This is a genomic window from Candidatus Mycobacterium wuenschmannii (genome assembly GCF_030252325.1).
Taxonomy (GTDB): domain Bacteria; phylum Actinomycetota; class Actinomycetes; order Mycobacteriales; family Mycobacteriaceae; genus Mycobacterium; species Mycobacterium wuenschmannii.
Genome location: NZ_CP126981.1, coordinates 3,115,510 through 3,137,332, shown reverse-complemented (window position 1 = coordinate 3,137,332; position 21,823 = coordinate 3,115,510). Strand labels below are relative to the sequence as shown.

The following is a 21,823-nucleotide window of genomic DNA, read 5'->3' as shown; positions in this document are numbered from 1 at the left end:
TATGAGCCGCTTATTGGAACATCGCGGCAATCTCGGCGACGGTCCACGGCGGTGCGTCATGGTGGCCTCGGTAGCCGATCAGGTCGGGGGCGGCTCGCGGGAAGCGGCCGACGAAACCGCCTGAGGCTGCGAAGATTTCGCCGGTGTGCCGGGAGAGGTCGCTGGCCAGATAGACGTAGGTGGGCGCCGCGTAGTCCGGCGTGGCCACGTCGAGCGAGCCCTGCATCGAGACGTCGTCGAGCAGGCCGCGGCGGTTCAGCTCGGTGATGTGCGCGACGTAGTCCGGTCCGGTCGACAATCGGGTCCGCGCCCCGGGGCACACTACGTTGGCCCGCACGCCGTGCTCCTTCAGTTCTGCCGCGATCGCCAGCGTCAGGCTGTTGACTGCGCCCTTGCCGGCGGGATAGCCGGTGCCGCCGTAGTCGCCGAGGAACGCGAACGAACTGCTGTTGACGATGCTGCCACCGCCCTGCGCGATCATCATCGGCGCCGCCGCGCGGCACGTCGCGAACACCGTGCCGAGATGGGCGTCCATCAATTCGGCGAACTGCGCAGCGCTGATGTCGAGGATCGACGAGCCGGGCGGTTCGGCGATGCCTGCGCAGTTGATCAGGATGTGGATGCCGCCGAATTCGCCAATGCAGTTGTCCACCAATGACTCTGCGGTCTGCTGGTCGGACGGCGCACCGGGATGGGCGATGGCCCGCCCGCCCGCGGCGGAAATCGCCTGGGCGGTCGAGTGGGCGGCGTCGGCGTCGCGACCGTTGACCACCACGCCGGCGCCGTGCTGCGCAAGCAACGCCGCGACGGCGGCGCCGATGCCTCGTGACCCGCCGACCACGACCGCGCCGCGGCCGGCGAGCAGAGAGGTCACTCCTGTTGGCCGAACTTCATCATGTCGAGGTTCCAGTAGCCGCGCATGTTCGCGATCAGCCCCGCGGCATTGGTTCGATAGGTGAACACGCCCCGCACGCTGCTGGTGATTCCGTTGTCGAACTTGCTGTCCAACACCAAGATATGCGCGACCTCGTTCGGATCACTCGACGGAAACGTCTCCTCGCACGTGATCGTGAGGTTGTTGGCCGCGATGTTGGTGTCGTAGAACTCCGCGACGCCGTCCTTGCCGCGCACGCCGGTGCCCTCGGGGTTGGTGATCGACTTGCCGATCGGGTCTTCGACCACCACGTCGTCGGCCATCAGGGCCAGCCAGCCCTCCCGGTCGTGGGCCTGGACGCAGCGCCACGACGACTGGGAAGCGGCCAGTGCGGGGGACTTTTCGGCGGTTTCGGCGGACATGGCGATTACCGGTCGGCGTCGGTGAAGCGGATGACGCCGCGAATGTTCTTGCCCTCCAACATGTCTTTGTACCCGTCGTTGATCTGCTCCAGCTTGTACTGGCGGGTGATCATGTCGTCGAGATTCAGCTTGCCGGCCTTGTACATCGACAGCAGCTGCGGGATGTCGAACTGCGGGTTACCGCCACCAAAGATGGTGCCCTGCAGGTTCTTCTGCATCAGGGTCAGCATGGCCAGGTTCAGCTGGACGTTGTTGTCCACCAGGCTGCCGATGGCGGTCAGCACGCAGGTGCCGCCCTTCTGGGTGAGGACCAGGTAATTGTCGATGTCGGCACCGTGCAGTTCGCCCACCGTGACGATCACCTTGTGGGCCATCAGGCCGTAGGTCACTTCCATCATCCCGCCCATCGCGGCGAAGATGTCGGGGTAGACGTGGGTGGCGCCGAACTTCAGGGCCTGGTCGCGCTTCCACTCGACCGGGTCGATCGCGAAGATGTAGCGCGCGCCGGCCGCGACGGCGCCCTGCAGGGCCGCCATGCCGACGCCACCGACACCGACGATCGCGACGTCCTGGCCCGGACGGATGTCGGCGGTGCGGACCGCCGAGCCGTAACCGGTGGTGACACCGCAGCCAACGAGGGCGGCAACCTCGAACGGCACCGACGGGTCGATCTTCACGACCGAGCTCTTGTGCACAACCATCCAGGGCGAGAAGGTCCCCAGCAGGGTCATCGGGAAGACGTCTTTGCCCTTGGCCTGGATGCGGAACGTGCCGTCGGAGACTGCCGCGCCGTTGAGCAGTCCGGCGCCCAGGTCGCAGAGGTTGCGCATGCCGGCCTGACAGGTCGGACAGTGCCCGCAGGAGGGGATGAAGGACAGCACCACGTGGTCGCCGACGGCGATGTCCTCGACGCCCGGGCCTACCTCGGTGACGATGCCGGCGCCCTCGTGACCACCAAGAACCGGGAAGCCGCCCATCGGGATTCCGCCGGTGACCAGGTGGTGGTCGGAGTGGCACATGCCCGCCGCTTCCATCTGGATCTTGACTTCATCCTTCTGCGGGTCGCCGATCTCAATTTCCTCGATCGACCAGGGCTGATTGAACTCCCAGATCAGCGCGCCTTTGGTCTTCATCGTGAACCTGCTTTCGTCGTTGAAACGTCGGTTGAGAACGGCTTAGCTCCACGCAAGCAACCGCTTGGTTGAGTGTAGGTCAGCGCGTGACCCGGGTCACGGGCACGTCACCAGATGGGGACCGGCGCCTGGCCGAGCGGGTAATAGCCGGGCAGCTTCTCACCCGCGATGCTGCGCTGGATGCGGTTCTGCATTCCCTCGCTCAGGTCGCCGGACTCGACGAGCTTGCCGAACATGTAGGCGACATGACCGAAGTCGAAGAAGTCGCGCTGCCATTCGATGAGCGCGTTGTCGTTCAGCCGGAACCAACTGCCGCCGATGCCGTAGATCTCGTCCTGGCTGCCGTCGGACTTGTTGACGATCTGCTTCCAGAAGCCGACGACCTCGCCCTGCTTCTCGTCGATGAGCACCTTCTGGTACTCATAGACCCAGTTCTCCAGGCCCTCCATCTCCATGCCGAGCGCCACGTCGCGGATCTCGTCGACCCCGACGCACATCACGTCTTCCTTGGGTCCGATGTTCCAGCCGTAGGTGGCCTCGGGGGCGTAGAAGTCACCGAGCGGCCGCCAGTCGCCGGCCTGCTCGCAGTCCCTGTTTGCCTGCAGCCAGCGGTCGACCCAGTTCTCCAGGTCCGCGCGCGAGTGTGACGCCATTGTCAATCCTCCTTGATGAGTAATGCTTGGGTTGGGCACATGTCGACCGCCCGCTCGACTTCGTCGCGGGCCTCGTCTCCGGGTTCGGCATCCAGAATCTCGACTTTTCCGCGCTTGGGCACCCGAAAGTAGTCGGGCGCCTCCAGCTCGCACATCGCATGGCCCTGACACAGGTCCAGGTCGACTTCTACGCGAAAACCCATGGGCTGCCTTATACCTGGCGCTTGCGGTAGCGCACCTTGGCCGGGCTGGCCAACTGGACGACCATCTTCGAGTGGTCGTTGTGATAGCTGTCGGCCGGCTGGGCCATCTCGAAGTCGTACTCGCGCAACAGGACCGAGAAAATCGCCTTGATCTGCATCTGTGCGAAAGCGGCTCCGACGCAACGGTGTCGGCCGGCGCCGAACGGAATCCAGGTCCACCGGTTGACGGTGTCGGCCTGCTCGGGCTTGTTGTAGCGGTCCGGCTTGAACGCGTCCGGGTCCGGGAAGTCCTCGGGGATGCGGTTGGAGATCGCCGGGGACGCGGCCACGTAGTCGCCGTCGTGGATCGGGAAGCCGGCCACCTCGAACTCGCCTTGAGCGACCCGCATCAGGATGATCAGCGGCGGGTGCAGCCGTAGCGTCTCCTTGACGACGTTGTCCAGCTTCGGAATCGACCGCAGCGCATGAAAACTCACTTCCTGGCCATCGGCGTACAACTCTTCGAGTTCGGCGAGCACTTCGGCGTACACGTCGGTGTGCCTGATCAATTCGATCAGCGTCCAGGCCGACGTACCTGAGCTGGTGTGGTGCCCGGCGAACATCAGCGAGATGAACATCCCGGTGACCTCGTCGGCGGAGAACCGCGGCTCGCCCTGCTCGTCCTTGATCGACACCAGCACGTCGAGCATGTCGCGGTCGGCCTTGTCGGTCGGCGGATTGGCGATCCGCTGGTTCATGATTTCCTGAACCAGCGCAACCAGTTTCACGCGCGCCTCGTCACGACGCTGGAAGCTCTCGATCGGTAGGTGCGGGTCGACGTAGCACAGCGGGTCGGTGCCGCGCTCCAACTCGTGGTAGTACTCGGCGAACCGATGGTCGAGCTGGTTGCGGAATTTCACGCCGATCAGGCAGGCCGTCGAGGTGTAGATGGTCAACTCGGAGAAGAAGTCGAGCAGTTCGATCTCCCCCTCGTCGCCCCAGTCGGCGATCATGCCGCGGACCTGATCCTCGATGGTGGCGGCGTGGCCCTTCATCTGCTCGCCGCGCAGCGCAGAGTTGTGCAGCATCTCCTTGCGCCGCTCGGGGCTGGCGTCGAACACCACGCCCTGCCCGAAGATGGGCGCCATGAAGGGATATGCCGCGGCCTGGTCGAGGTCCTCGTCGGCGGAGCGGAAGAAGAATTCGTTCGCCTCGGCACCCGACAGCAGGATCACGTGTTTGTCGACGAGTTGGAACCAGCCGACGTCGCCGCATTCGTCGCGGACGCGCTTCATCAAGCCGATGGGGTCGGTGCGGAACTCCTCGAGGTGACCGTGTTCTTCCTCGCCGCCCGATACCCGCGGGACCGCTGTTGATGTCGTCATTGACCTGGCATCCCTTCTTCGCCGAGCGCGAGCTTCTGGCGGTCCTTGGTGTCGGCCAGCGGGGCCTCGGGTTGCAGCTCCATGTTCGCGATGAAGCCGCCGCGCGGGGTCTCGGCGACGAATGTGATGGCCCGCCCGAGGTCGGCCGCACGCAGGAAGTAGTCGTGCCGGGCCTGGCCCCACTTCGCCCAATCTTCAAGTGCCGGGCCGATTTTCTCGGCCGGCAGGCTCCAGCCCATCCCGGTCTTGGTCGGGCCGGGGTGCACGATCGAGGCCCGCACGCCGGTGCCCTCGAGTTCCATCTGCAGGTTGTTGACCATCGCCGTCAGCGCGGCCTTGGCCGCGCCGTAGGCGCCCATGTGCGGCCGCTGACGCAGGGCGACGTCAGAGCCGACGAAGATCAGGTCGCCGCGTTGGCGCTCGATCATCCCGGGCAACAGCGCTTCTGCCAATCGGAAGGCGCCGATCAGGTGGATCTGCAGTTGCGAGTTGAATTCGTCGCCCGCGATTTCGGCCAGCTTGCCGAAGTAGGTGTCACCGGCGCCGGCCACCAGCACCTCGATCTCGCCGAGCGCGTCGACCGATTGCGCAACAAAGGATTTGACGGAGTTCGGGTCGGTTACGTCGAGGTGAAAGCCGACCGCTTCGCCGCCGTCGGCGTTGATCTTGCCGACGATGTCTTCCAGCTTCTCGACGCGGCGAGCTCCCAGGGCAACCGGAAAGCCGTGTGCGGCCAGCTCGATGGCTGTGGCCTCACCGATGCCGGACGATGCCCCCGCGACGATGGCCGGACGGCGTTCGGGCAGTGGTGCAAAGCGGGGCATTTAGCGGACCTCCACGGTCATCGGTAGGTGGGCGAATCCGCGGACGTTGCTGGAGTGGACGCGAACCGAGTTGGCCTCGTCGACCTCGTAACCGCGGATGCGGGTGAACAATTCGGTGAGTGCGACGCGCGCCTCCATCCGGGCCAGGTGCGCGCCCAGGCAGAAGTGCGCGCCGCTGCCGAAACTCAAGAGCTTGGAACCGATGTCGCGCCCGATGATGAAGTCGTCGGGCTTGTCGAAGGCGCGCTCGTCGCGGTGGCCCGAGCCCGGTAGCAGTAGCAGGACGTCGCCGCTGGGAATCGTGGTGTCGTAGAGGGTGAGTTCGCTGGCGACTGAGCGCGCCAGGATCTGGCTCGACGTGTCGTAACGCAGCGTCTCCTCCACCCAGAGCGGCACCCGGGACAGGTCGTCGTACACCGGCGTCAGCTGATCCGGGCTGCGATGACCCCAAAAAGCGGCATTGGCAAGCAGTTTGGTGGTCGTCTCGTTGCCGGCGATCACCATCAGGAACATGAAGCCCAGCACTTCTTCGTCGGTGAGTCGGTCGCCGTCGATCTCGGCTTCCAGTAGCGCGGACGTCAGATCGTCGGTGAGCTTCGTGCGCCGCTCGGCGACCATTTCCTGGTAGTAGACGATCAGATTGAGCGAGGCCTCGATGGCCTCCGGCGGCACGTCGGTGACACCTTCTTCGCGGTGCATCACGCCATCGGCCCAGGCCCGCACCTGGACCCGGTCCGGCTCGGGAACCCCCATCAGCTCGGAGATGACATCCATCGGCAGCTTGCCGGCGAACTCGTCGACATAGTCGACGGCGACACCGGAGGCCGCCTTCTCCAGCATCACGTCGAGGTGCTGGGTCGCGATTTCGGTGACACGCGGCTCGAGCTCGCGAATTCGCCTGGGCGTGAAGCCCTTTGACACCAGGGTCCGCAGCCGCAGGTGGCCCGGGTCGTCCATCGCCAGAAACGACATGGTCTTGGCGGCATGCGGCCCGCGGGATGCCGGGTCCAGCGAGACGCCGTACTTGTTGGACAGCGTCGTGCTGTTGCGAAACCCCTGGTGCACGTCCTGATGTCGGGACAATGCCCAGAAGCCCAGTTCCTCGTTGTGATACAGCGGCGCCTCGTCGCGCAGCTTCTTGTAGTACGGGTACGGGTCCTCGTGGAAGTCGTAGTCGTACGGATCCAACATTGGCTTCTCGATTTGAGCGGTCATCAGGCTTCCGTCTTGAGGATGAGGCCGACTGCGTAGGCGAGATGGTCGGCGATCTGGTGGTAGGTGTACGCGCCGCTGGCGGCGTTGACGAGGGCGCCGAAGAACGTCATCTCGAGCACCGACACGATGCGGGGTTCCGCGTCGGGTCCGATGGCGGAGGTGATGCGTTTGTGGATCTCGGCCCCGATCCGGTCGCGCACCGCGCGGACCGCCGGATCGCCGCTGCCGCCGAGCAGCGCCGTGGTGCACGCCGCAGCGACTTCGGGTTCGTCGGCGACGACGAGGGCGAGCGCACGAAGTGCCTTGTCCACGCGCGTCGGCATCGACTCGTTCACGTCGGTGAAGAACGGCACCTGGCGAACCATGTCGAGGTACACCTCGGCGATCAGATGGTTCTTGGAGGAGAAGTAGGTGTAGGCCGTCGCCGGGGCGACCTTGGCGCGGGCGGCCACCGCGCGCACTGTCAGGTCGGCGTAGGACGTTTCGCGTAGTACCTCGATCCCGGCCGCCAGCACTTTGCGGAACGTCTCTTCTTGCCGACGGTTGCGTGGCGCGGCACCGACTGAGTCGCCGGTCGCGGGCGTGATGGTGGCCACGGGGTCACTGGACACTTGTCCAAGCTATCCGACGTGACGGGCGACCGGCAAGCCCATTCGGTGAAATACCAGCTAACGAGCGGTAGAAGAGTCGCAGTCGTTGGCCGCTCTTGCCTTTCGCGCGGCGCTGCGGCTATCTTCGACGGGACTATTCCGGACAACTGTCCATCGACGAACAGCTGCGGAGGCGACTATGGCACTGCTGGCCGACGGGGTGAGCTCGCTGCTCATCGACGGCAAGCTGACGGGCGGCAACCAAGGCACGTTTGCGACGGTCAACCCGGCCACCGAAGAGGTGCTGGGTGCTGCGGCCGATGCCGACGCCGAGGACATGGGCCGGGCCATCGAGTCGGCCCGGCGGGCCTTCGACGACACCGACTGGTCGCGCAACACCGAGTTGCGGGTGCGCTGCATCCGTCAGCTCCGCGAGGCGATGCAGGCCCACGTCGAGGAACTGCGCGAGATCACCATCGCCGAGGTGGGCGCACCCCGGATGCTCACCGCCGCAGCGCAATTGGAAGGTCCGGTCGACGACCTGAACTTCGCCGCCGACACCGCGGAGTCCTACCAGTGGAGCGTCGATCTGGGTGAGGCTTCGCCGATGGGGATTCCCACCCGGCGCACCATCGCCCGCGAAGCCGTCGGCGTCGTCGGCGCGATCACCCCCTGGAACTTCCCGCACCAGATCAACCTCGCCAAGCTCGGTCCGGCGCTGGCGGCCGGCAACACGATCGTGCTCAAACCAGCCCCGGACACCCCGTGGTGCGCGGCAGTGCTCGGCGAAATCATCACCGAGCACACCGATTTCCCGCCCGGCGTCGTCAACATCGTCACCTCCAGCGACCACAGCGTTGGCGCGCTACTGGCGAAAGACCCCCGGGTCGACATGGTGTCGTTCACCGGGTCGACGGCCACCGGCCGCGCCGTGATGGGCGACGCCGCGGCGACTTTGAAGAAGGTGTTCCTGGAACTCGGCGGCAAGTCGGCGTTCGTCGTGCTCGACGACGCGGATCTGAACGGCGCGTGCTCGGTGTCGGCGTTCACCGCGTCCATGCACGCCGGTCAGGGTTGCGCGATCACGACCCGTCTCGTAGTGCCGCGCGCCAGGTACGACGAGGCCGTCGCGATCGCCGCAGGCACGATGGGCTCGATCAAGCCGGGCGACCCGAACAAGCCCGGAACCGTCTGCGGCCCGGTCATTTCCGCGCGGCAGCGCGACCGGGTGCAGAGCTACCTCGACCTGGCGATCGCCGAGGGTGGCACCTTCGCATGCGGTGGCGGCCGCCCGGCCGACCGCGACACCGGTTTCTTCATCGAGCCCACCGTGATCGCCGGATTGACCAACGACGCGCGTCCGGCCCGCGAGGAGATCTTCGGCCCGGTGCTCACCGTGATCGCCCACGACGGCGACGAGGACGCGCTGCGCATCGCCAATGATTCGCCATATGGCTTGTCCGGCACCGTATTCAGCGCTGACCCGGAGCGCGCGGCGGGCTTCGCGGCGCGGTTGCGGGTAGGCACCGTCAACGTCAACGGCGGTGTCTGGTACTCGGCCGACGCTCCCTTCGGCGGCTACAAGCAGTCCGGCACCGGACGCGAGATGGGCCTGGCGGGCTTCGAGGAATACCTGGAAATCAAAACCATCGCCACGGCTGTGTCCTGACAGCTGGAGAGGAAAACATGCGGTTTGAGAACAAGGTCGCGATCGTCACCGGATCCGGCGGCGGTATCGGCCAGGCCTACGCCGAAGCGCTGGCCCGCGAGGGTGCTGCCGTCATTGTCGCCGACATCAATGCCGAAGCGGCACAAGGTGTTGCCAAGCAGATCGTCGCCGACGGTGGCACGGCGCTCAGCATTCCGGTGGACGTCTCGGACCCGGCCTCGGCCAAGGCGATGGCGGACCAGACGCTCGCGGAGTTCGGCGGCATCGACTACCTGGTGAACAACGCCGCGATCTTCGGCGGCATGAAGCTCGACTTCCTGCTCACCGTCGACCCCGAGTACTACAAGAAGTTCATGAGCGTGAACCTCGACGGCGCGCTGTGGTGCACCCGCGCGGTGTACAAGAAGATGGCCAAGCGCGGCGGAGGCGTGATCGTCAACCAATCCTCAACGGCCGCATGGCTGTATTCGAACTTCTATGGACTGGCCAAGGTCGGTATCAACGGCCTGACTCAGCAGTTGGCCACCGAACTCGCGGGCCAGAACATCCGGATCAACGCGATCGCCCCGGGCCCCATCGACACCGAGGCCAACCGGACCACCACACCGCAGGAGATGGTCGCGGACATCGTCAAGGGTATCCCGCTCTCCCGGATGGGAACTCCGGAGGATCTGGTCGGCATGTGTCTTTTCCTGCTCTCTGACGAGGCGTCCTGGATCACCGGCCAGATCTTCAACGTCGACGGCGGACAGATCTTCCGCTCATGACCCACATGACGCTGGGCTACATCGGTCTGGGCAACATGGGTGCGCCGATGGCCACCAAGATGACCGAATGGGCCGGTGGCATCACGGTTTACGACATCCGGTCTGATGCGATGGCACCCCTGGCCGAAAAGGGCGCACGGCTGGCCGACAGTGTGGCCGACGTCGCCGACGCAGACATCATCCACGTGACCGTGCTCGATGACGACCAGGTGCGTGAGGTAGTCGGCGATCTTGCCAAGCACGCCAAGCCCGGAACGGTGATCGCAATTCACTCGACGATTCGCGAGACCACGGCGGCGGAACTCGCGAATGAGCTGAAGCCGCAGGGCATTTACATCGTCGACGCCCCGGTGAGCGGCGGCGCGACGGCCGCGGCCGAAGGCAAGCTGGCCACCATGGTGGGTGCCGACCGCGAGGTCTACGAGAAGATCAAGCCGGCGTTCAAGCACTGGGCGGCGATGGTGGTGCATGCCGGGGAGCCGGGCGCGGGCACCCGAATGAAGTTGGCCCGCAACATGTTGACCTTCACCTCATACGTCGCGGCCTGCGAAGCGATGAAGCTTGCCGAGGCCGCGGGGCTGGACCTGCAGGCGCTGGGCCGCGTCGTCCGGCACACCGATGCGCTCACCAGTGGGCCGGGCGCGATCATGGTGCGCGACGACATGAAAGACATTGAGCCGGAGAACTTCTTGTACAACTCCTTCGTGCACGCCCGCGGGCTGGGGGAGAAGGATCTGAGCCTCGCTCTGGAATTGGGCGAGTCGGTGTCCGTCGATCTGCCGTTGGCGCAGTTGGCCTATAAAGGGTTGGCCGCCGGACTCGGGGTGCCACACACAGAGAAAGAGGCGTGATGGACGAGTTGCGCAGCAAGGGCCTCGCCAAGATGAACGAGGTCTACGGCTGGGAGATGCCCAACATCGAGGGCGACGCGTATTTCGACCTGACCGTCGACCACCTCTTCGGCAGCATCTGGACCCGGCCCGGATTGTCGATGCGCGACAAGCGGATCATGACGCTGACCGCGGTGACCGCGATCGGTAACCGCGACTTGGCCGAGATTCAGATCAACGCCGCGCTCCTCAACGATGAGATGACCGAGACCGAACTCAAGGAGATGGCGGTCTTCCTCACGCACTATCTCGGCTTCCCGTTGGGCTCGGCTCTCAACGGTGCCGTCGACAGCGTCGTCGCCAAGCGGAAGAAAGCCGCGGCCAAGGGGGCCGCCGAGGACAAGAAGGCGAACGTCGAGGGCGCACTGAAGATGCATTCGGGCGAATAGCCCGCCAATCTCAGTACGGCTGAACGCCTTCGGGGATCAACACGTACTCCGACGGCTGTGCGGTGACACCGTTGACGGTAGCCCCGCCGTTGAGGATGCCCGGGGCCATCTCCAGCATGTTGTTCGGGAATCCGAACTTGGGCTTGGTGAGCGTGTTGAGCCGCTCGAGTTCTTCGGCGGTGAGGTGCACGTCGACAGCCTCAATGTTGTCGTCGAGTTGCGACAGCCTGCGCGCGCCGATGATCACCGACGAAACTCCGGGCTGTTCGTGCACCCAGGCCAGCGCGACGCCGGCGACGGTGGTGTTGTGCGCCTCGGCGATGATTTCCAATTCATCGACCAGCGCGTAGGTCTTCTCGTTGAGGAACGCGTTGACCATCACGCCGCGACCGGAGTCGTTCGCGCTGCTGTTGGCCCGGGTGTACTTTCCACTGAGCGCGCCGCCCTTGAGCGGTGACCACGGCGTGATGCCGAGGCCGAATTCATCGGCCATCGGAACCAACTCCTGCTCGATGGAGCGCTCCAACAGTGAGTACTCAACCTGCAGGCCGATGAAGCTGGACCACCCGCGGAAGTTCGCAATCAGGTTGGCTTGCGCGATCTTCCAGGCCGGGGTGTCCGAGACGCCGATGTAGCGCACCTTGCCCGCCGTGACGAGATCGTCGAGCGCCGCCATCGTCTCCTCGATGGGAGTGTTGGCATCCCAGATGTGCAACCAGTACAGGTCGATGTAGTCGGTCTGCAGCCTGCGTAGGGAGTGCTCGCAGGCGCTGATCAACGACTTGCGGCCCGAGCCGCCGCCGTTCGGGTCGCCCGGATACAGGTTGCCGCTGAATTTCGTGGCGAGCACCAGACGGTCGCGGCGGGCGGCGTTGCGGCCGATGTGGTCGCCGAGGATCTTTTCGGAGTGGCTGCGAGTGTAGAAGTTCGCGGTGTCGATGAAATTGCCGCCGAGTTCGATGTAACGGTCGATGATCTGTTGCGACTCCTCGACGCTGGTGCCCCAGCCGAGGTCTTCGCCGAAGGTCATGGCGCCCAGACAGAGCGGGCTGACGCGCAGGCCGGATCGTCCGAGTGTCACGTATTGATCCAGAGGCATGATGACGTCCTTCTGATAGATTGTTCGGCTATGCGGTTGTTCATAACTAAACTAGTTCAGATCTGAACGATCTGGCAAGTCGATGTCTGATGCCGCGAAAATCTGGTCGCTGAATTACCGGGTGCTGCTGTCGGTAATCTCCTGTGCCGAGAACGACATCTGCGCGCTGGGTCTGGACTCCAAAGAGCTCTTTCTGCTCGCCGAGATTGACGAGCATCCCTATCCGGCGGAATTGGCCTCGACGCTGCATATGCCGAAGGCGACGGTGACCGCGTATCTCAAGCGGCTGGAGTCGGCGGGTTTCGTGCGCCGTGAGATCGATCCCTCGGATCTGCGACGCCACCGGCTGTTGCTCACCGCGTCCGGCCGGAAGGCGTCGGCGGGCGGCATGTCAGCGCTGTCCGGAGAGTTCGACAAGCGGCTAGAGCGGCTCACCGCCGCTCAACGCAAAGAGCTGACCAACCTGCTCGAGAAAATCATCTGACTGCCGCTCCGCGTGGTGCCGCATCGCTTCGCTAGAGTGACCTCCCGTGCGCGTTCTGGTGATCGGCTCCGGTGCCCGCGAACATGCCCTGCTGCTGGCGCTGCGCGCCGATCCGCAGGTCGAGGCGCTGGCCATCGCACCCGGCAACGCCGGCACCGCCTCGGTCGCTGACCAGCACGACGTAGACGTCTCCTCGAGTGACGACGTCGTGGCCTTGGCGCGTGAGGTCCATGCCGACCTGGTGGTGATCGGGCCTGAAGTCCCCTTGGTGCTTGGCGTTGCCGACGCCGTGCGCGCCGCCGGCATCGCCTGCTTCGGACCCAGCAAGGACGCGGCGCAGATCGAGGGATCGAAGGCCTTCGCCAAAGATGTGATGGCGGCTGCGGGGGTGCGCACCGCGTCCAGCGAGATCGTCGACAGCCCAGCCGATGTGGATGCGGCGTTGGATAGGTTCGGCCCGGGCGCCGGCGATCCCGCCTGGGTGGTGAAGGACGACCGGTTGGCCGCCGGCAAGGGTGTGGTGGTCACCCCCGACCGCGACGTCGCGCGCGCCCACGCCGCAAGCCTGCTCGAATCCGGACATCCGGTGCTGCTGGAGTCTTTCCTCGACGGGCCCGAGGTGTCGCTGTTCTGCATCGTCGACGGCGAGACCGTGGTGCCGTTGCTGGCGGCGCAGGACTTCAAGCGGGTCGGCGACGGCGACGCGGGTCCGAACACCGGGGGGATGGGGGCCTACGCCCCGTTGCCGTGGCTCCCCGACGACGTGTATCGCTCGATCGTCGGCTTGATCGTGGAACCCGTTGCGGCTGAGCTTGTCCGGCGCGGTAGTTCGTTCTCGGGTCTGCTGTATGCCGGGCTGGCGATCACCTCGAACGGGCCGGCGGTGATCGAATTCAATTGCCGCTTCGGTGATCCCGAGACGCAGTCGGTGCTTGCGCTGCTCGAGTCGCCGCTCGGCCAGCTGCTGAATGCGGCCGCCACCGGCACGCTGGCGAGCTTCGGCGAGTTGCGGTGGCGCGACGGTGCCGCCGTGACGGTGGTGGTCGCAGCGGAGAACTATCCGGGCAAGCCCCGCGTCGGCGATGCGATCTCCGGATCGGAGGCCGCCGGTGTCCTGCACGCCGGAACCATACGACGCGACGACGGCGCGATCGTGTCGACAGGCGGGCGTGTGCTCTCGGTAGTGGGCACCGGTGCCGATCTGACCGCTGCCCGCTCGGCGGCGTACGACATTATCGGCTCGATTCGGTTGCCTGGCAGCCACTTTCGCACCGACATCGGCCTGGCCGCGGCCGAAGGCAGGATCAGCCTCTAGAAGCCGGCCGCCTGGCCGTCCCGGCGCGGGTCGCTGACTGCGAGGTAGCCGTCGTCGAGTCGCCAGATTGCCTGGCAACTGCCGAACTGGTTGTAGTCGTCGGTGGTCGCAAGTTCATGACCCCGTTGCCGCAGCCCGTCAAGCGTCGTCGCCGGAAATCCTGCCTCGCAGTACACCTGGCGATCGTGCGCCCAGCGGAACCGTGGCCCGTCGCAGGCGGCCTGCGGATTCTGACCATGGTCGGCGATACGCGCCACCACCTGAACGTGGCCCTGCGGCTGCATCGGTCCGCCCATCACCCCGAAGCTCATCACCGGGGCGCCGTCCTTTGTCAGGAAGCCCGGGATGATGGTGTGGTACGGCCGCTTGTTGGGCCCGACCTGATTCGGATGTCCTTGTTGCGCAGTAAAATCCGCACCACGGTTCTGTAGGGCGATGCCGGTGCCGGGCACCACTACGCCCGAGCCGAAGCCCATGTAGTTCGACTGGATCATCGAGACCATCACACCCGACGAATCGGCGGCGGTGAGATACACGGTGCCACCGCGGGGCGTACCGGCCGTCGCCGCTCGGGCGTGGTGCGGGTCGATGAGCGCGGCGCGCTCGCGCAGATAGCCGGGGTCGAGCAGGTCGTCCGGGCGCAGCGGCATGGTGTCGATGTCGGACACGTAGGCCTGCGCGTCGGCGAACGCCAGCTTCACCGCTTCGATCTGCAGGTGCACGCTCTCAGCGGAATCGACTGGGAGCGAATCCATCTCGAAGTGCTCCAGGATGCCGAGCGCGATCAGCGCGACGATGCCCTGGCCATTAGGCGGGATCTCGTGCACTGTGTAGCCGCGGTATTGGCCGGATATGACATCGACCCAGTCGGCGTGATGCGCGCTCAGATCGGCCACCCGCATCGCCCCGCCGTTCGCGGTCGAGTGCGCCTCGAGTTTCTCGGCGAGTTCTCCGCGGTAGAACGTCTCGCCTCGGGTGTCGGCGATCGACTCGAGGGTGGCGGCATGGCCCGGCAGCTTTACCAGTTCGCCGGCGTGCGGCGCGCGTCCGCCTGGCAGGAAGCTCTCCGCGAAGCCGGGTTGCCCCTCGAACAGCGGAACCTGCGCCGCCCACTGCTGCGCGATCGTCGGCGACAGCAGAAAACCGTTGCGCGCGTAGGAGACCGCCGGATCGAAGAGTCGCTCGAATGGCAGCTTGCCGAACTTCGCGTGCAGTTCCACCCACGCCGACACCGCCCCGGGAACCGTTACCGAATTCCACCCGAACGGGGGAACACCTGCGGCGCCGAAGTACTCCGGCGTCCACGCCGCGGGCGAGCGACCGGAAGCGTTGAGCCCGTGCAGTTTCCGTCCGTCCCACACAATCGCGAACGCGTCGGACCCGATCCCGTTGGACACCGGTTCGACGACAGCCAGCGCGATTGCGGTGGCGATCGCCGCGTCGACCGCGCCGCCGCCGTCGGCGAGCATCCTCAAGCCCGCCTGCGCGGCGAGTGGTTGCGAAGTACACACCACGTTGCCCGCCAGGACCGGCTTGCGCGGCCATGCATAGGGCAGGTCCCATCCGAAGGGTTGCACCCCGACAGCCTACGGAGGCGTAGGTCGACGGCCGATATCGTCGGTCCAACGGTAGCTGCTACGATTTACGCTTTGAGCCGAATTTGTAACCCCGCACGCGGCCGAACCGAAGGTAGATCACATGCCCAAGCCCGTCATCGTCAGCGCAGTCCGAACCGCCATCGCGACGTCGTTCAAGGGATCACTGGTCAACACCACACCGGAGTTCCTGGCGACCTCGATCCTGCAGGAAGCGGTCCGTCGCTCGGGCGTCGAGGTCGCCGACATCGACGACGTGATCTTCGCCGAATCGCACTATGGCGGAGGCGATATGGCCCGCTACGCCGCGTCGGCCTCCGGGATGACGTCGGTGCCCGGGCAGGCCGTCAACCGCCACTGCGCGGGCAGCCTGACCGCAGTCGGAAACGCCGCGGCACAGATCAGTTCCGGTATGGAGAAGGTCGTCGTCGGCGGTGGCGTGCAGTCGTTGTCGATGACGCCGCTGATGAACTGGCGCATTCCCGGCCCGACGCTGGAGTTCGAGGAGCGCTGGATTCCACCGACCCACGTCGAGACCCCGGATGCCCCCGGTCGCGACATGTCGATCACCGTCGGGTGGAACACCGCGCAGGCCGTCGGGATCAGCCGCGAGGAGATGGACGCCTGGGCGTACCGCTCCCACCAGCGTGCGGTCGGGGCGATCGACGGCGGCAAGTTCGTCGACGAGATCCTTCCGCTGAAAATCAAGGGTCGCGAGGACGCACTGATCGAATTCGCCGTCGACGAGCACCCGCGCCGTGAGACCAGCCCGGAGAAGCTGGCCTCGCTGAAGGTGCTGCACCCCGAGATCGAGGGCTTCTCGATCACCGCAGGCAACAGCAGTGGCACCAACGATGCCGCCGCCGCGCTGACGCTGGCCGACGATGGCTATGCCTCCGCCCACGGGTTGAAGGTGCTTGGGACGGTCCGGGCCTGGGCCGCGGCCGCCGTCGAACCGAAGGACACCGGCCTGGGCGCGGTGAAGGTGATCGGCAAGGTGCTCGACCGCGCCGGTCTGGCACCGGGTGACGTCGCGCTGTGGGAGATCAACGAGGCCTTCGCGTCGGTGCCGATCGCCGCGTGCCGCGAGTACGGACTCGACGAAGAGCGGGTCAACTTCTTCGGTAGTGGCTGCAGCCTCGGCCACCCCATCGCGGCCAGCGGTGCGCGGATGCTGACCACGCTGGTGCACGAATTGGGCCGTCGCGGTGGCGGAATCGGTGTGGCGGCGATGTGCGCCGGCGGCGGCCAGGGCGGCGCCGTGGTGATCGAGGTCTAGTCGGCAACCTCACTCGAGGCTGCCAGCTAGTTGCGAAAGTGTCTGCGCTGCCGAATATTTCGGTTGCCACCGCAGTTTTTCCTTGGCCTTGCTGATGTCCATTACGACCGACGTCCGTCCTGCGTGCAGCCATTCCAGTGCCGACGGCACAAAGGGCAGTCGCGAGATCACCTCCGACGTTGCCGCCGCCGCAGCTTGCGGTATTTTGACCGGCCGTGCGCCGAGCGCCTCGGCGACGTCCGAAATCGACAGCACGCCGTCGCCCGCGAGGTTGTACGCCCCGGCTGGAGCGGACGCCGTGGTGACCGCCAACGCGATCGCGCCGGCGACGTCGTCGTGGTGAACCAACTGCATCGGGATTCCCGGGTCGGGTAACAAGGGTTTGGGTAGTGGCAGCGAACGGGTGATTCGACGGACCGGGCCAGGAAGTTGGTTCCAGGGCATTGCGTCAGCGAGCAGGGGCGCCTTCGGCCCGGCGACGATGCACGGCCGGAGCACGAATACCTCGAGTGGCGAGCCGACGGTGATCTCGCTCAATGCGGACTCGCACGCCGCCTTCTGTTCTGAGTAGTAGTGCTCGGACGAGCCTCGCGGGGGCACCTCCTCGGTGATCGGCAACGGGTTGTCATCGTGGTAGCCATAGGCGGCAACCGATGACGCGTACACGAGTCGCCGAGGGCGATCCGCCGCTGCCGTTGCCTCGAAAACATTGCGCGTGCCTGCCAGGTTCACTCGCGCGCTCTCTTCCCGCGAGCCCATAATGATGAACGCGAGATGCACCACCACGTCAGCCTCCGCGACCAGTGCTTCGACGGCGTCGCGATCGAGGATGTCGCCCTGCCGGTATTCGGTCTTCGACCACCCCTGACCGTCCGGGTCGAATGGGCGCCGCGCCATCCCGACGATGCGTTCGACATCGGGATGGCTTTCGAGAGCATCGATTGTCGAGATACCGATCTCTCCAGTTGGCCCGGTGATGGCGACGCGCAATGACATGATTGCCTGCCTTCCCGGCCCGCGACTGGGCGAAACGCAAGCGGGCCATCGTCTGACAATTGGCGACGCTGGGTATGCCGCACAGATGAGTGAAAAGAAACTGAGTAAGGGCGACAAGGTCGAATGGCAGAGTCACGGCAGCACCGCCGAAGGCACCGTCGAGGAGAAGATCACGTCGGACCGAACCGCGGCGGGGCGTAAGGTTCGAGCGTCCACGGATGAGCCGCAGTATCGAGTTCGATCTGACAAGAGTGGCAACGATGCCGTTCACAAGCCGGATGCGTTGAAGAAAAAGTCTGCTTCATGACCACCAAAAATGGTGAGCAGCAAGAGATCTGGCAAGACTTCGGCGATGCCGTCAACATGACGACTGCAGAGATTCGTCATTGGCCGGATGACGACAAGTCGACATCGGCGGGCCAAAAATAAAGCGGCGGCGGGGAATCGACCGGTCACGTCAGCGGACGCCACATCGTGAAGATCCTCGACACGAAGAAATCGGCCCTGTCTGGCAGCGCGGTATTCATTGATGAACTGGGGCCCCGACCCCACGAAGACGAAGTGAGCTAGGACCTTGCGTCCTCGATCAACCGGCTGGCGTGATCGAGGATGCAGTTCAGGCCGTACTCGAAGTTGATGTCGTTGGTGGCCCCCATGTGGTGGCCCTTCTGAGTCAACTGCGCGATCAGCGGCATGGTTTCCGGATTGATCGCGAGATCCCTTCTGCGCTGGTCACTTTCGGCTCCGCCCGACTTTGCGTGTAGCCGCTCCAACACTGCCGCCCCCTGGGTGTGCACCGAGATACTGGCGTAGGTGTCGAACGCGTCCTCCGGCGACAGGCCGGCCTCGACCATCGTGGCGATGACCTTCTCCAGCTTCTCGTAGGCCGCCAGGGTGGCCTCGCGGCCGAACGTGCCTCGGATCAGGATCAGGTCGCACAGGATCGGGTTGTCGCGGAAGGTCTGGCGCACCTTGCGTGCGTGCTCGCGCAACGAGTCGCGCCAGTTCCGGCTCTCCACGAAGGGGGTGGCGAAGTCGTACTGGCCCATCGCGCGATCGGTCATCGCATCCAGTAAGTCGTCCTTCTTCCGGAAGTACCAGTAGATGCTGGTCACGCCGACGTCGAGATGCTTCGCCAGCAATGGCATGCTCAAGCCGTCGACCGAGGCCTCACCGGCCACCTTGAACGCACCTCTGATGATCTCGTCGACGCTGATCGATCCGCGTTCACGCCGTTGCCGCTTGTCCGCGACGGCCTGCCTCGCCAATTCGGGTTACCTCCGTGTGCTGCTGTGACTATGCATGATGGCGGGTTATCGTAACAAATATCGTAAGGCTTTTGGTAGGGCTCGTTGCTGCCCCCGAAAGGGCCGCTAACCAGTGAGCAGCGGGGCCATCCAGGTCAGTTCCGCGGGCAGCTGAGAACTCCAGAACGACCCGTCATGGCCACCGGGGGAGAATCCCCCGGCAGGTGGATGGGGCAACTGTGCGACGAACTGTTTGGTCGCGTCGTAGAACGGGTCGCTGTTGCCGCAGTCCACCCGGATCGGGATCGACGCCAGGGCGGGCATCCCGAAGACCGAGTTGGCCGCGAAGTCGTCGGGTCCGTCGAATGCGCCCGGGGCCGCCGCGCCCGACGACATCCACAGCGCGGGGCTCACCGCGCAGATCGCCGCGGTCCGGCCGGGTCCGAGTCGGCCGCCGAGCAGCAGGGCGCCGTAGCCGCCCATCGACCAGCCGAGAAATCCCACCCGGGAAGTGTCCAGCCCCTGGCCGGCCAGCAGCGGGATCAGCTCGTTGACCACCATCGCGCCGCTGTCCTCACCGGAAGCCCTTCTGTGCCAATAGCTTCCACCGCCGTCGACTGCGACGACCGCGAACGGTGGCAAGCCCGCGGCCACCGCCTGGGCCAACCCCTGTTCGACGCCGCCCTCCATCACGGTGGCTGCGCTACTGCCCTTGCCGTGCAGCGCGATCACCGGTCGCAGCGGTTTGGTCTGGCCCGGCGGGCGGGCGATCGCCCAGTTGGTCGATACGCCACCGCGCGCAGCCGAGACGAACGAACCGGTGACCATCGTCGGCGCCGGCGGCGTGTCGAGGGGCGCGGGAGGCGCCAGCGGCACACCCGTCCCGGTCATCACCACGGGCGGCGCCGCCGGGGGCCGGCCGGGCAGCAGGCGGTCCACCGCGAACGCGCCGAGCGCGCCGGCCGCCGCGCCCGTGCCCAGGCGCAGCACGGCGCGACGACTCATCTCCGGCATGCGGGTCATCATAAAGTGCCCGGCGTGTCACCGGCCTGCCGCGCGACTGTGAGTGGATTGTCCGAAAGCCCGATGCGAGGCCATTGTGGCTGGCACCATGTCCTAGGTGACAGCAGCAGTGGCTCCCGAGGGGGCCTTCGCTCCCGAGGTGGCGCTCGCCGCTACCGGGATTGTCGCCGCACCCGCCCCGGTCTCGCCGACGGCGGTGGCGTCGACTCCGGTTGTCGCGCCCAAGGCGGTGATCGTCCCCAAGGGGGCCGTCACGCCCAAGGGTGAACGCCGGCGCTACGCGTTGGTCAGCGCCGCGGCCGAGTTGCTGTGCGAAGGCGGGTTCGAGGCGGTCCGGCATCGCGCCGTCGCGCGCCGCGCAGGCCTGCCGTTGGCCTCGACCACCTACTACTTCTCCAGCCTCGACGACCTCATCGCCAGCGCCGTCGCACACATCGGAATGCTCGAAGTCGCGCAGTTGCGGGCCCAGGTGGCGACGCTGTCGCGGCGGCGTCGCAGCGCCGACAAGACGGCGGACCTGCTGGTCGAATTGCTGGTCGGCAGCAAGTCCGAACCGCACCTCACCGAGAATCTGATCTCCCGCTACGAACGGCACATCGCCTGCGCGCGACTGCCCGGGTTGCGGGAAATCCAGCGCCGCAACATGCGTCAGCGCGTCGACGCCGTCGCCGACGTGATCGAACGTTCCGGTCGTTCGGTGCGCACCGAACTCGTCTCCGCGTTGATCTGCACGATCGATGGCGCCGTGGTGTCGGCGTTGGTCGACGAACTGCAGGACCCACGGGCCGTCGCGCGCGCGACTGTGATTGATGTCATCGACGCGGTGGCGCCGATCGACCGAGGACCTGTGCGCTTTTGAGTTCCCGGCACGCGAAATAGCTTGCCGCACTGATCTTTACCGCACCTCCGCGCTCGCCGGCCACTCGATGTCGAGCTAGCCGTCCAGCTGCCGGCGAATCTCCGCCAGACCCCGCTGAGCTTCGTCTAGTAGCGCGGCCACCTGCGCGACGCGGGCGCTGAGGTCCTCGCGATCCACAGCGGGGGCGGGCCGTCGGCGGCGCGTCGGCGCCGCGTCGGGCGGCAGTGTCGGGGTGACGATGTAGCCGGTGGGGTAGTCGCCGTAGACGGTCACATCCTCGGGGCGATGGTAGGAATACAGCGCGACGTACGCGCACAGCACCGCGTCGACCGGATCCTCGTCGCGGTCGAGTTGCACCGGCCGGGTCGCGGCCTCGACCCGTTTGCGCAGTTCGACCCAGGACATATTGTGGTTCACCCGCAGCCGGGGCGTCTCGTTGTCCAGCGCCTCGATGAGCGTCATCAACCGCAGTAGTTCGGGACGACGTGTTTCGACGGAACCCCTCTTGTATTTCAGGGTTTTGTCCAGACCGAACAACACGATGCTCGCCGGGTGGGGATAGACCTCGATCGCCCGCCGCGATGAACTGGATGTCGGGTCCATGTCGAGCGTCAGCGCGGCTGCGATCCGGGCACCGCGAGGATGTTTGAACGCGGGGTTGTTCGCGAAGGCCGGGCGCGCCCCCGCATCGAATGTGTGGAAGTCACGATTGAGCGCTGTTTCGCAGGGGCGAGCACCGGTCAGGTTGGGGACGATCAGCGGTGCGTCGATGGCGACCAGGCAGTCGCCGCTGACGTAGGGCTCGATCGCCGCCTCGATGCTCTCGTCGTCGTGGGCGGAGCCGACGTGCAGCAACCGGCCGTCCGCGTCGACGACGGCGACGCCGGTGTTGTTCTTCTCGCCCCAGGCGAGGTCGAGCCCGACAAAGTGCAT

Annotated in this window: 25 protein-coding genes; 10 read left to right on the top strand and 15 right to left on the bottom strand. The window is 65.9% G+C overall.

Annotated features, from left to right (window positions below; translation table 11 throughout):
- Positions 1-10: 10 nt before the first annotated feature.
- The 9 genes from PT015_RS14955 to PT015_RS14915 form a co-directional block, all read right to left on the bottom strand.
- Positions 11-874 carry an SDR family NAD(P)-dependent oxidoreductase gene (locus PT015_RS14955; RefSeq protein ID WP_285185430.1) on the bottom strand — a complete coding sequence of 288 codons (864 nt, stop codon included), beginning with the start codon at positions 872-874 and terminating at the stop codon, positions 11-13.
- Positions 871-1,296, bottom strand: a complete 426-nt coding sequence (locus PT015_RS14950) for a ketosteroid isomerase family protein (protein ID WP_285185428.1) — start codon at positions 1,294-1,296, stop codon at positions 871-873. Before PT015_RS14950 ends, PT015_RS14955 begins: the two co-directional genes overlap by 4 nt.
- Before the next feature lie 5 nt (positions 1,297-1,301).
- A complete protein-coding gene (locus tag PT015_RS14945; protein WP_285185427.1) occupies positions 1,302-2,429 on the bottom strand; it encodes an NDMA-dependent alcohol dehydrogenase in 1,128 nt (375 codons plus the stop codon).
- A 107-nt stretch (positions 2,430-2,536) separates the two neighbouring features.
- On the bottom strand, positions 2,537-3,082 hold the full coding sequence (locus PT015_RS14940; protein WP_285185426.1) for a nuclear transport factor 2-like protein: 546 nt from the start codon (positions 3,080-3,082) through the stop codon (positions 2,537-2,539).
- Between the two features lie 2 nt (positions 3,083-3,084).
- Positions 3,085-3,285, bottom strand: a complete 201-nt coding sequence (locus tag PT015_RS14935) for a ferredoxin (protein WP_285185425.1) — start codon at positions 3,283-3,285, stop codon at positions 3,085-3,087.
- A gap of 8 nt (positions 3,286-3,293) precedes the next feature.
- The gene (locus PT015_RS14930; RefSeq protein ID WP_285185423.1) at positions 3,294-4,649 is read right to left on the bottom strand and encodes a cytochrome P450; all 1,356 of its coding nucleotides are present in this window, start codon (positions 4,647-4,649) and stop codon (positions 3,294-3,296) included.
- On the bottom strand, positions 4,646-5,473 hold the full coding sequence (locus tag PT015_RS14925; RefSeq protein ID WP_285185422.1) for an SDR family oxidoreductase: 828 nt from the start codon (positions 5,471-5,473) through the stop codon (positions 4,646-4,648). The genes PT015_RS14930 and PT015_RS14925 overlap by 4 nt, the downstream gene beginning before the upstream one ends.
- The gene (locus tag PT015_RS14920) at positions 5,474-6,688 is read right to left on the bottom strand and encodes a cytochrome P450 (RefSeq protein WP_285185420.1); all 1,215 of its coding nucleotides are present in this window, start codon (positions 6,686-6,688) and stop codon (positions 5,474-5,476) included.
- Positions 6,688-7,299, bottom strand: a complete 612-nt coding sequence (locus PT015_RS14915; protein WP_285185419.1) for a TetR/AcrR family transcriptional regulator — start codon at positions 7,297-7,299, stop codon at positions 6,688-6,690. Before PT015_RS14915 ends, PT015_RS14920 begins: the two co-directional genes overlap by 1 nt.
- 178 nt (positions 7,300-7,477) lie before the next feature.
- Between PT015_RS14915 and PT015_RS14910 the strand changes: the two genes are divergently transcribed.
- From PT015_RS14910 to PT015_RS14895, 4 genes are read left to right on the top strand one after another with little or no spacing between them, the layout of a single operon-like run.
- Complete coding sequence (locus PT015_RS14910) at positions 7,478-8,947, top strand: aldehyde dehydrogenase (protein WP_285185418.1); 1,470 nt, start codon at positions 7,478-7,480, stop codon at positions 8,945-8,947.
- A gap of 17 nt (positions 8,948-8,964) precedes the next feature.
- Positions 8,965-9,714 (top strand): SDR family oxidoreductase, encoded by a 750-nt coding sequence (locus PT015_RS14905; RefSeq protein WP_285185417.1) that lies wholly within the window; start codon positions 8,965-8,967, stop codon positions 9,712-9,714.
- Positions 9,711-10,565, top strand: a complete 855-nt coding sequence (locus PT015_RS14900; RefSeq protein WP_285185416.1) for an NAD(P)-dependent oxidoreductase — start codon at positions 9,711-9,713, stop codon at positions 10,563-10,565. The genes PT015_RS14905 and PT015_RS14900 overlap by 4 nt, the downstream gene beginning before the upstream one ends.
- On the top strand, positions 10,565-10,993 hold the full coding sequence (locus PT015_RS14895; protein ID WP_285185415.1) for a carboxymuconolactone decarboxylase family protein: 429 nt from the start codon (positions 10,565-10,567) through the stop codon (positions 10,991-10,993). The genes PT015_RS14900 and PT015_RS14895 overlap by 1 nt, the downstream gene beginning before the upstream one ends.
- A 10-nt stretch (positions 10,994-11,003) precedes the next feature.
- On the opposite strand, the gene PT015_RS14890 is transcribed toward PT015_RS14895, so the two are convergent.
- A complete protein-coding gene (locus PT015_RS14890) occupies positions 11,004-12,092 on the bottom strand; it encodes an aldo/keto reductase (RefSeq protein WP_285185414.1) in 1,089 nt (362 codons plus the stop codon).
- An 82-nt stretch (positions 12,093-12,174) separates the two neighbouring features.
- Here PT015_RS14890 and PT015_RS14885 point away from each other — a divergent pair, with 82 nt between their 5' ends.
- Both PT015_RS14885 and purD read left to right on the top strand, forming a co-directional pair.
- The gene (locus PT015_RS14885) at positions 12,175-12,576 is read left to right on the top strand and encodes a MarR family winged helix-turn-helix transcriptional regulator (protein WP_285185413.1); all 402 of its coding nucleotides are present in this window, start codon (positions 12,175-12,177) and stop codon (positions 12,574-12,576) included.
- A gap of 46 nt (positions 12,577-12,622) precedes the next feature.
- Positions 12,623-13,891 (top strand): phosphoribosylamine--glycine ligase, encoded by a 1,269-nt coding sequence (gene purD, locus PT015_RS14880; protein ID WP_285185412.1) that lies wholly within the window; start codon positions 12,623-12,625, stop codon positions 13,889-13,891.
- Here purD and PT015_RS14875 read toward each other — a convergent pair.
- Positions 13,888-15,468, bottom strand: a complete 1,581-nt coding sequence (locus tag PT015_RS14875) for a gamma-glutamyltransferase family protein (protein WP_285185411.1) — start codon at positions 15,466-15,468, stop codon at positions 13,888-13,890. The genes purD and PT015_RS14875 overlap by 4 nt on opposite strands.
- A 121-nt stretch (positions 15,469-15,589) precedes the next feature.
- Between PT015_RS14875 and PT015_RS14870 the strand changes: the two genes are divergently transcribed.
- Complete coding sequence (locus PT015_RS14870; protein ID WP_285185410.1) at positions 15,590-16,765, top strand: thiolase family protein; 1,176 nt, start codon at positions 15,590-15,592, stop codon at positions 16,763-16,765.
- A 9-nt stretch (positions 16,766-16,774) separates the two neighbouring features.
- On the opposite strand, the gene PT015_RS14865 is transcribed toward PT015_RS14870, so the two are convergent.
- On the bottom strand, positions 16,775-17,761 hold the full coding sequence (locus tag PT015_RS14865) for an NAD-dependent epimerase/dehydratase family protein (RefSeq protein ID WP_285185408.1): 987 nt from the start codon (positions 17,759-17,761) through the stop codon (positions 16,775-16,777).
- 85 nt (positions 17,762-17,846) lie between these two features.
- On the opposite strand from PT015_RS14865, the gene PT015_RS14860 reads away from it, so the two are divergent.
- Positions 17,847-18,068 carry a hypervirulence associated TUDOR domain-containing protein gene (locus tag PT015_RS14860; protein WP_285191125.1) on the top strand — a complete coding sequence of 74 codons (222 nt, stop codon included), beginning with the start codon at positions 17,847-17,849 and terminating at the stop codon, positions 18,066-18,068.
- Complete coding sequence (locus PT015_RS14855; RefSeq protein ID WP_285185406.1) at positions 18,065-18,190, top strand: hypothetical protein; 126 nt, start codon at positions 18,065-18,067, stop codon at positions 18,188-18,190. Before PT015_RS14860 ends, PT015_RS14855 begins: the two co-directional genes overlap by 4 nt.
- 137 nt (positions 18,191-18,327) lie before the next feature.
- On the opposite strand, the gene PT015_RS14850 is transcribed toward PT015_RS14855, so the two are convergent.
- Both PT015_RS14850 and PT015_RS14845 read right to left on the bottom strand, forming a co-directional pair.
- Positions 18,328-19,029 carry a TetR/AcrR family transcriptional regulator gene (locus PT015_RS14850; protein ID WP_285185405.1) on the bottom strand — a complete coding sequence of 234 codons (702 nt, stop codon included), beginning with the start codon at positions 19,027-19,029 and terminating at the stop codon, positions 18,328-18,330.
- Positions 19,030-19,134: 105 nt separating this feature from the next.
- Complete coding sequence (locus tag PT015_RS14845) at positions 19,135-20,034, bottom strand: alpha/beta hydrolase-fold protein (RefSeq protein WP_285185404.1); 900 nt, start codon at positions 20,032-20,034, stop codon at positions 19,135-19,137.
- Positions 20,035-20,263: 229 nt separating this feature from the next.
- On the opposite strand from PT015_RS14845, the gene PT015_RS14840 reads away from it, so the two are divergent.
- On the top strand, positions 20,264-20,890 hold the full coding sequence (locus PT015_RS14840) for a TetR/AcrR family transcriptional regulator (protein ID WP_285191124.1): 627 nt from the start codon (positions 20,264-20,266) through the stop codon (positions 20,888-20,890).
- 75 nt (positions 20,891-20,965) lie between these two features.
- Here PT015_RS14840 and PT015_RS14835 read toward each other — a convergent pair whose 3' ends face one another.
- A complete protein-coding gene (locus tag PT015_RS14835; RefSeq protein WP_285185403.1) occupies positions 20,966-21,823 on the bottom strand; it encodes a DUF429 domain-containing protein in 858 nt (285 codons plus the stop codon).

Coding starts and splice junctions, on each gene's coding strand:
- PT015_RS14950 (WP_285185428.1), bottom strand. CDS start 1,296: ATGTCCGCCGAAACCGCCGAAAAGTCCCCCGCACTGGCCGCTTCCCAG.
- PT015_RS14945 (WP_285185427.1), bottom strand. CDS start 2,429: ATGAAGACCAAAGGCGCGCTGATCTGGGAGTTCAATCAGCCCTGGTCG.
- PT015_RS14940 (WP_285185426.1), bottom strand. CDS start 3,082: ATGGCGTCACACTCGCGCGCGGACCTGGAGAACTGGGTCGACCGCTGG.
- PT015_RS14935 (WP_285185425.1), bottom strand. CDS start 3,285: ATGGGTTTTCGCGTAGAAGTCGACCTGGACCTGTGTCAGGGCCATGCG.
- PT015_RS14930 (WP_285185423.1), bottom strand. CDS start 4,649: ATGACGACATCAACAGCGGTCCCGCGGGTATCGGGCGGCGAGGAAGAA.
- PT015_RS14925 (WP_285185422.1), bottom strand. CDS start 5,473: ATGCCCCGCTTTGCACCACTGCCCGAACGCCGTCCGGCCATCGTCGCG.
- PT015_RS14920 (WP_285185420.1), bottom strand. CDS start 6,688: ATGACCGCTCAAATCGAGAAGCCAATGTTGGATCCGTACGACTACGAC.
- PT015_RS14910 (WP_285185418.1), top strand. CDS start 7,478: ATGGCACTGCTGGCCGACGGGGTGAGCTCGCTGCTCATCGACGGCAAG.
- PT015_RS14905 (WP_285185417.1), top strand. CDS start 8,965: ATGCGGTTTGAGAACAAGGTCGCGATCGTCACCGGATCCGGCGGCGGT.
- PT015_RS14900 (WP_285185416.1), top strand. CDS start 9,711: ATGACCCACATGACGCTGGGCTACATCGGTCTGGGCAACATGGGTGCG.
- PT015_RS14895 (WP_285185415.1), top strand. CDS start 10,565: ATGGACGAGTTGCGCAGCAAGGGCCTCGCCAAGATGAACGAGGTCTAC.
- PT015_RS14890 (WP_285185414.1), bottom strand. CDS start 12,092: ATGCCTCTGGATCAATACGTGACACTCGGACGATCCGGCCTGCGCGTC.
- PT015_RS14885 (WP_285185413.1), top strand. CDS start 12,175: ATGTCTGATGCCGCGAAAATCTGGTCGCTGAATTACCGGGTGCTGCTG.
- PT015_RS14870 (WP_285185410.1), top strand. CDS start 15,590: ATGCCCAAGCCCGTCATCGTCAGCGCAGTCCGAACCGCCATCGCGACG.
- PT015_RS14865 (WP_285185408.1), bottom strand. CDS start 17,761: ATGTCATTGCGCGTCGCCATCACCGGGCCAACTGGAGAGATCGGTATC.
- PT015_RS14860 (WP_285191125.1), top strand. CDS start 17,847: ATGAGTGAAAAGAAACTGAGTAAGGGCGACAAGGTCGAATGGCAGAGT.
- PT015_RS14855 (WP_285185406.1), top strand. CDS start 18,065: ATGACCACCAAAAATGGTGAGCAGCAAGAGATCTGGCAAGACTTCGGC.
- PT015_RS14845 (WP_285185404.1), bottom strand. CDS start 20,034: ATGATGACCCGCATGCCGGAGATGAGTCGTCGCGCCGTGCTGCGCCTG.
- PT015_RS14835 (WP_285185403.1), bottom strand. CDS start 21,823: ATGCACTTTGTCGGGCTCGACCTCGCCTGGGGCGAGAAGAACAACACC.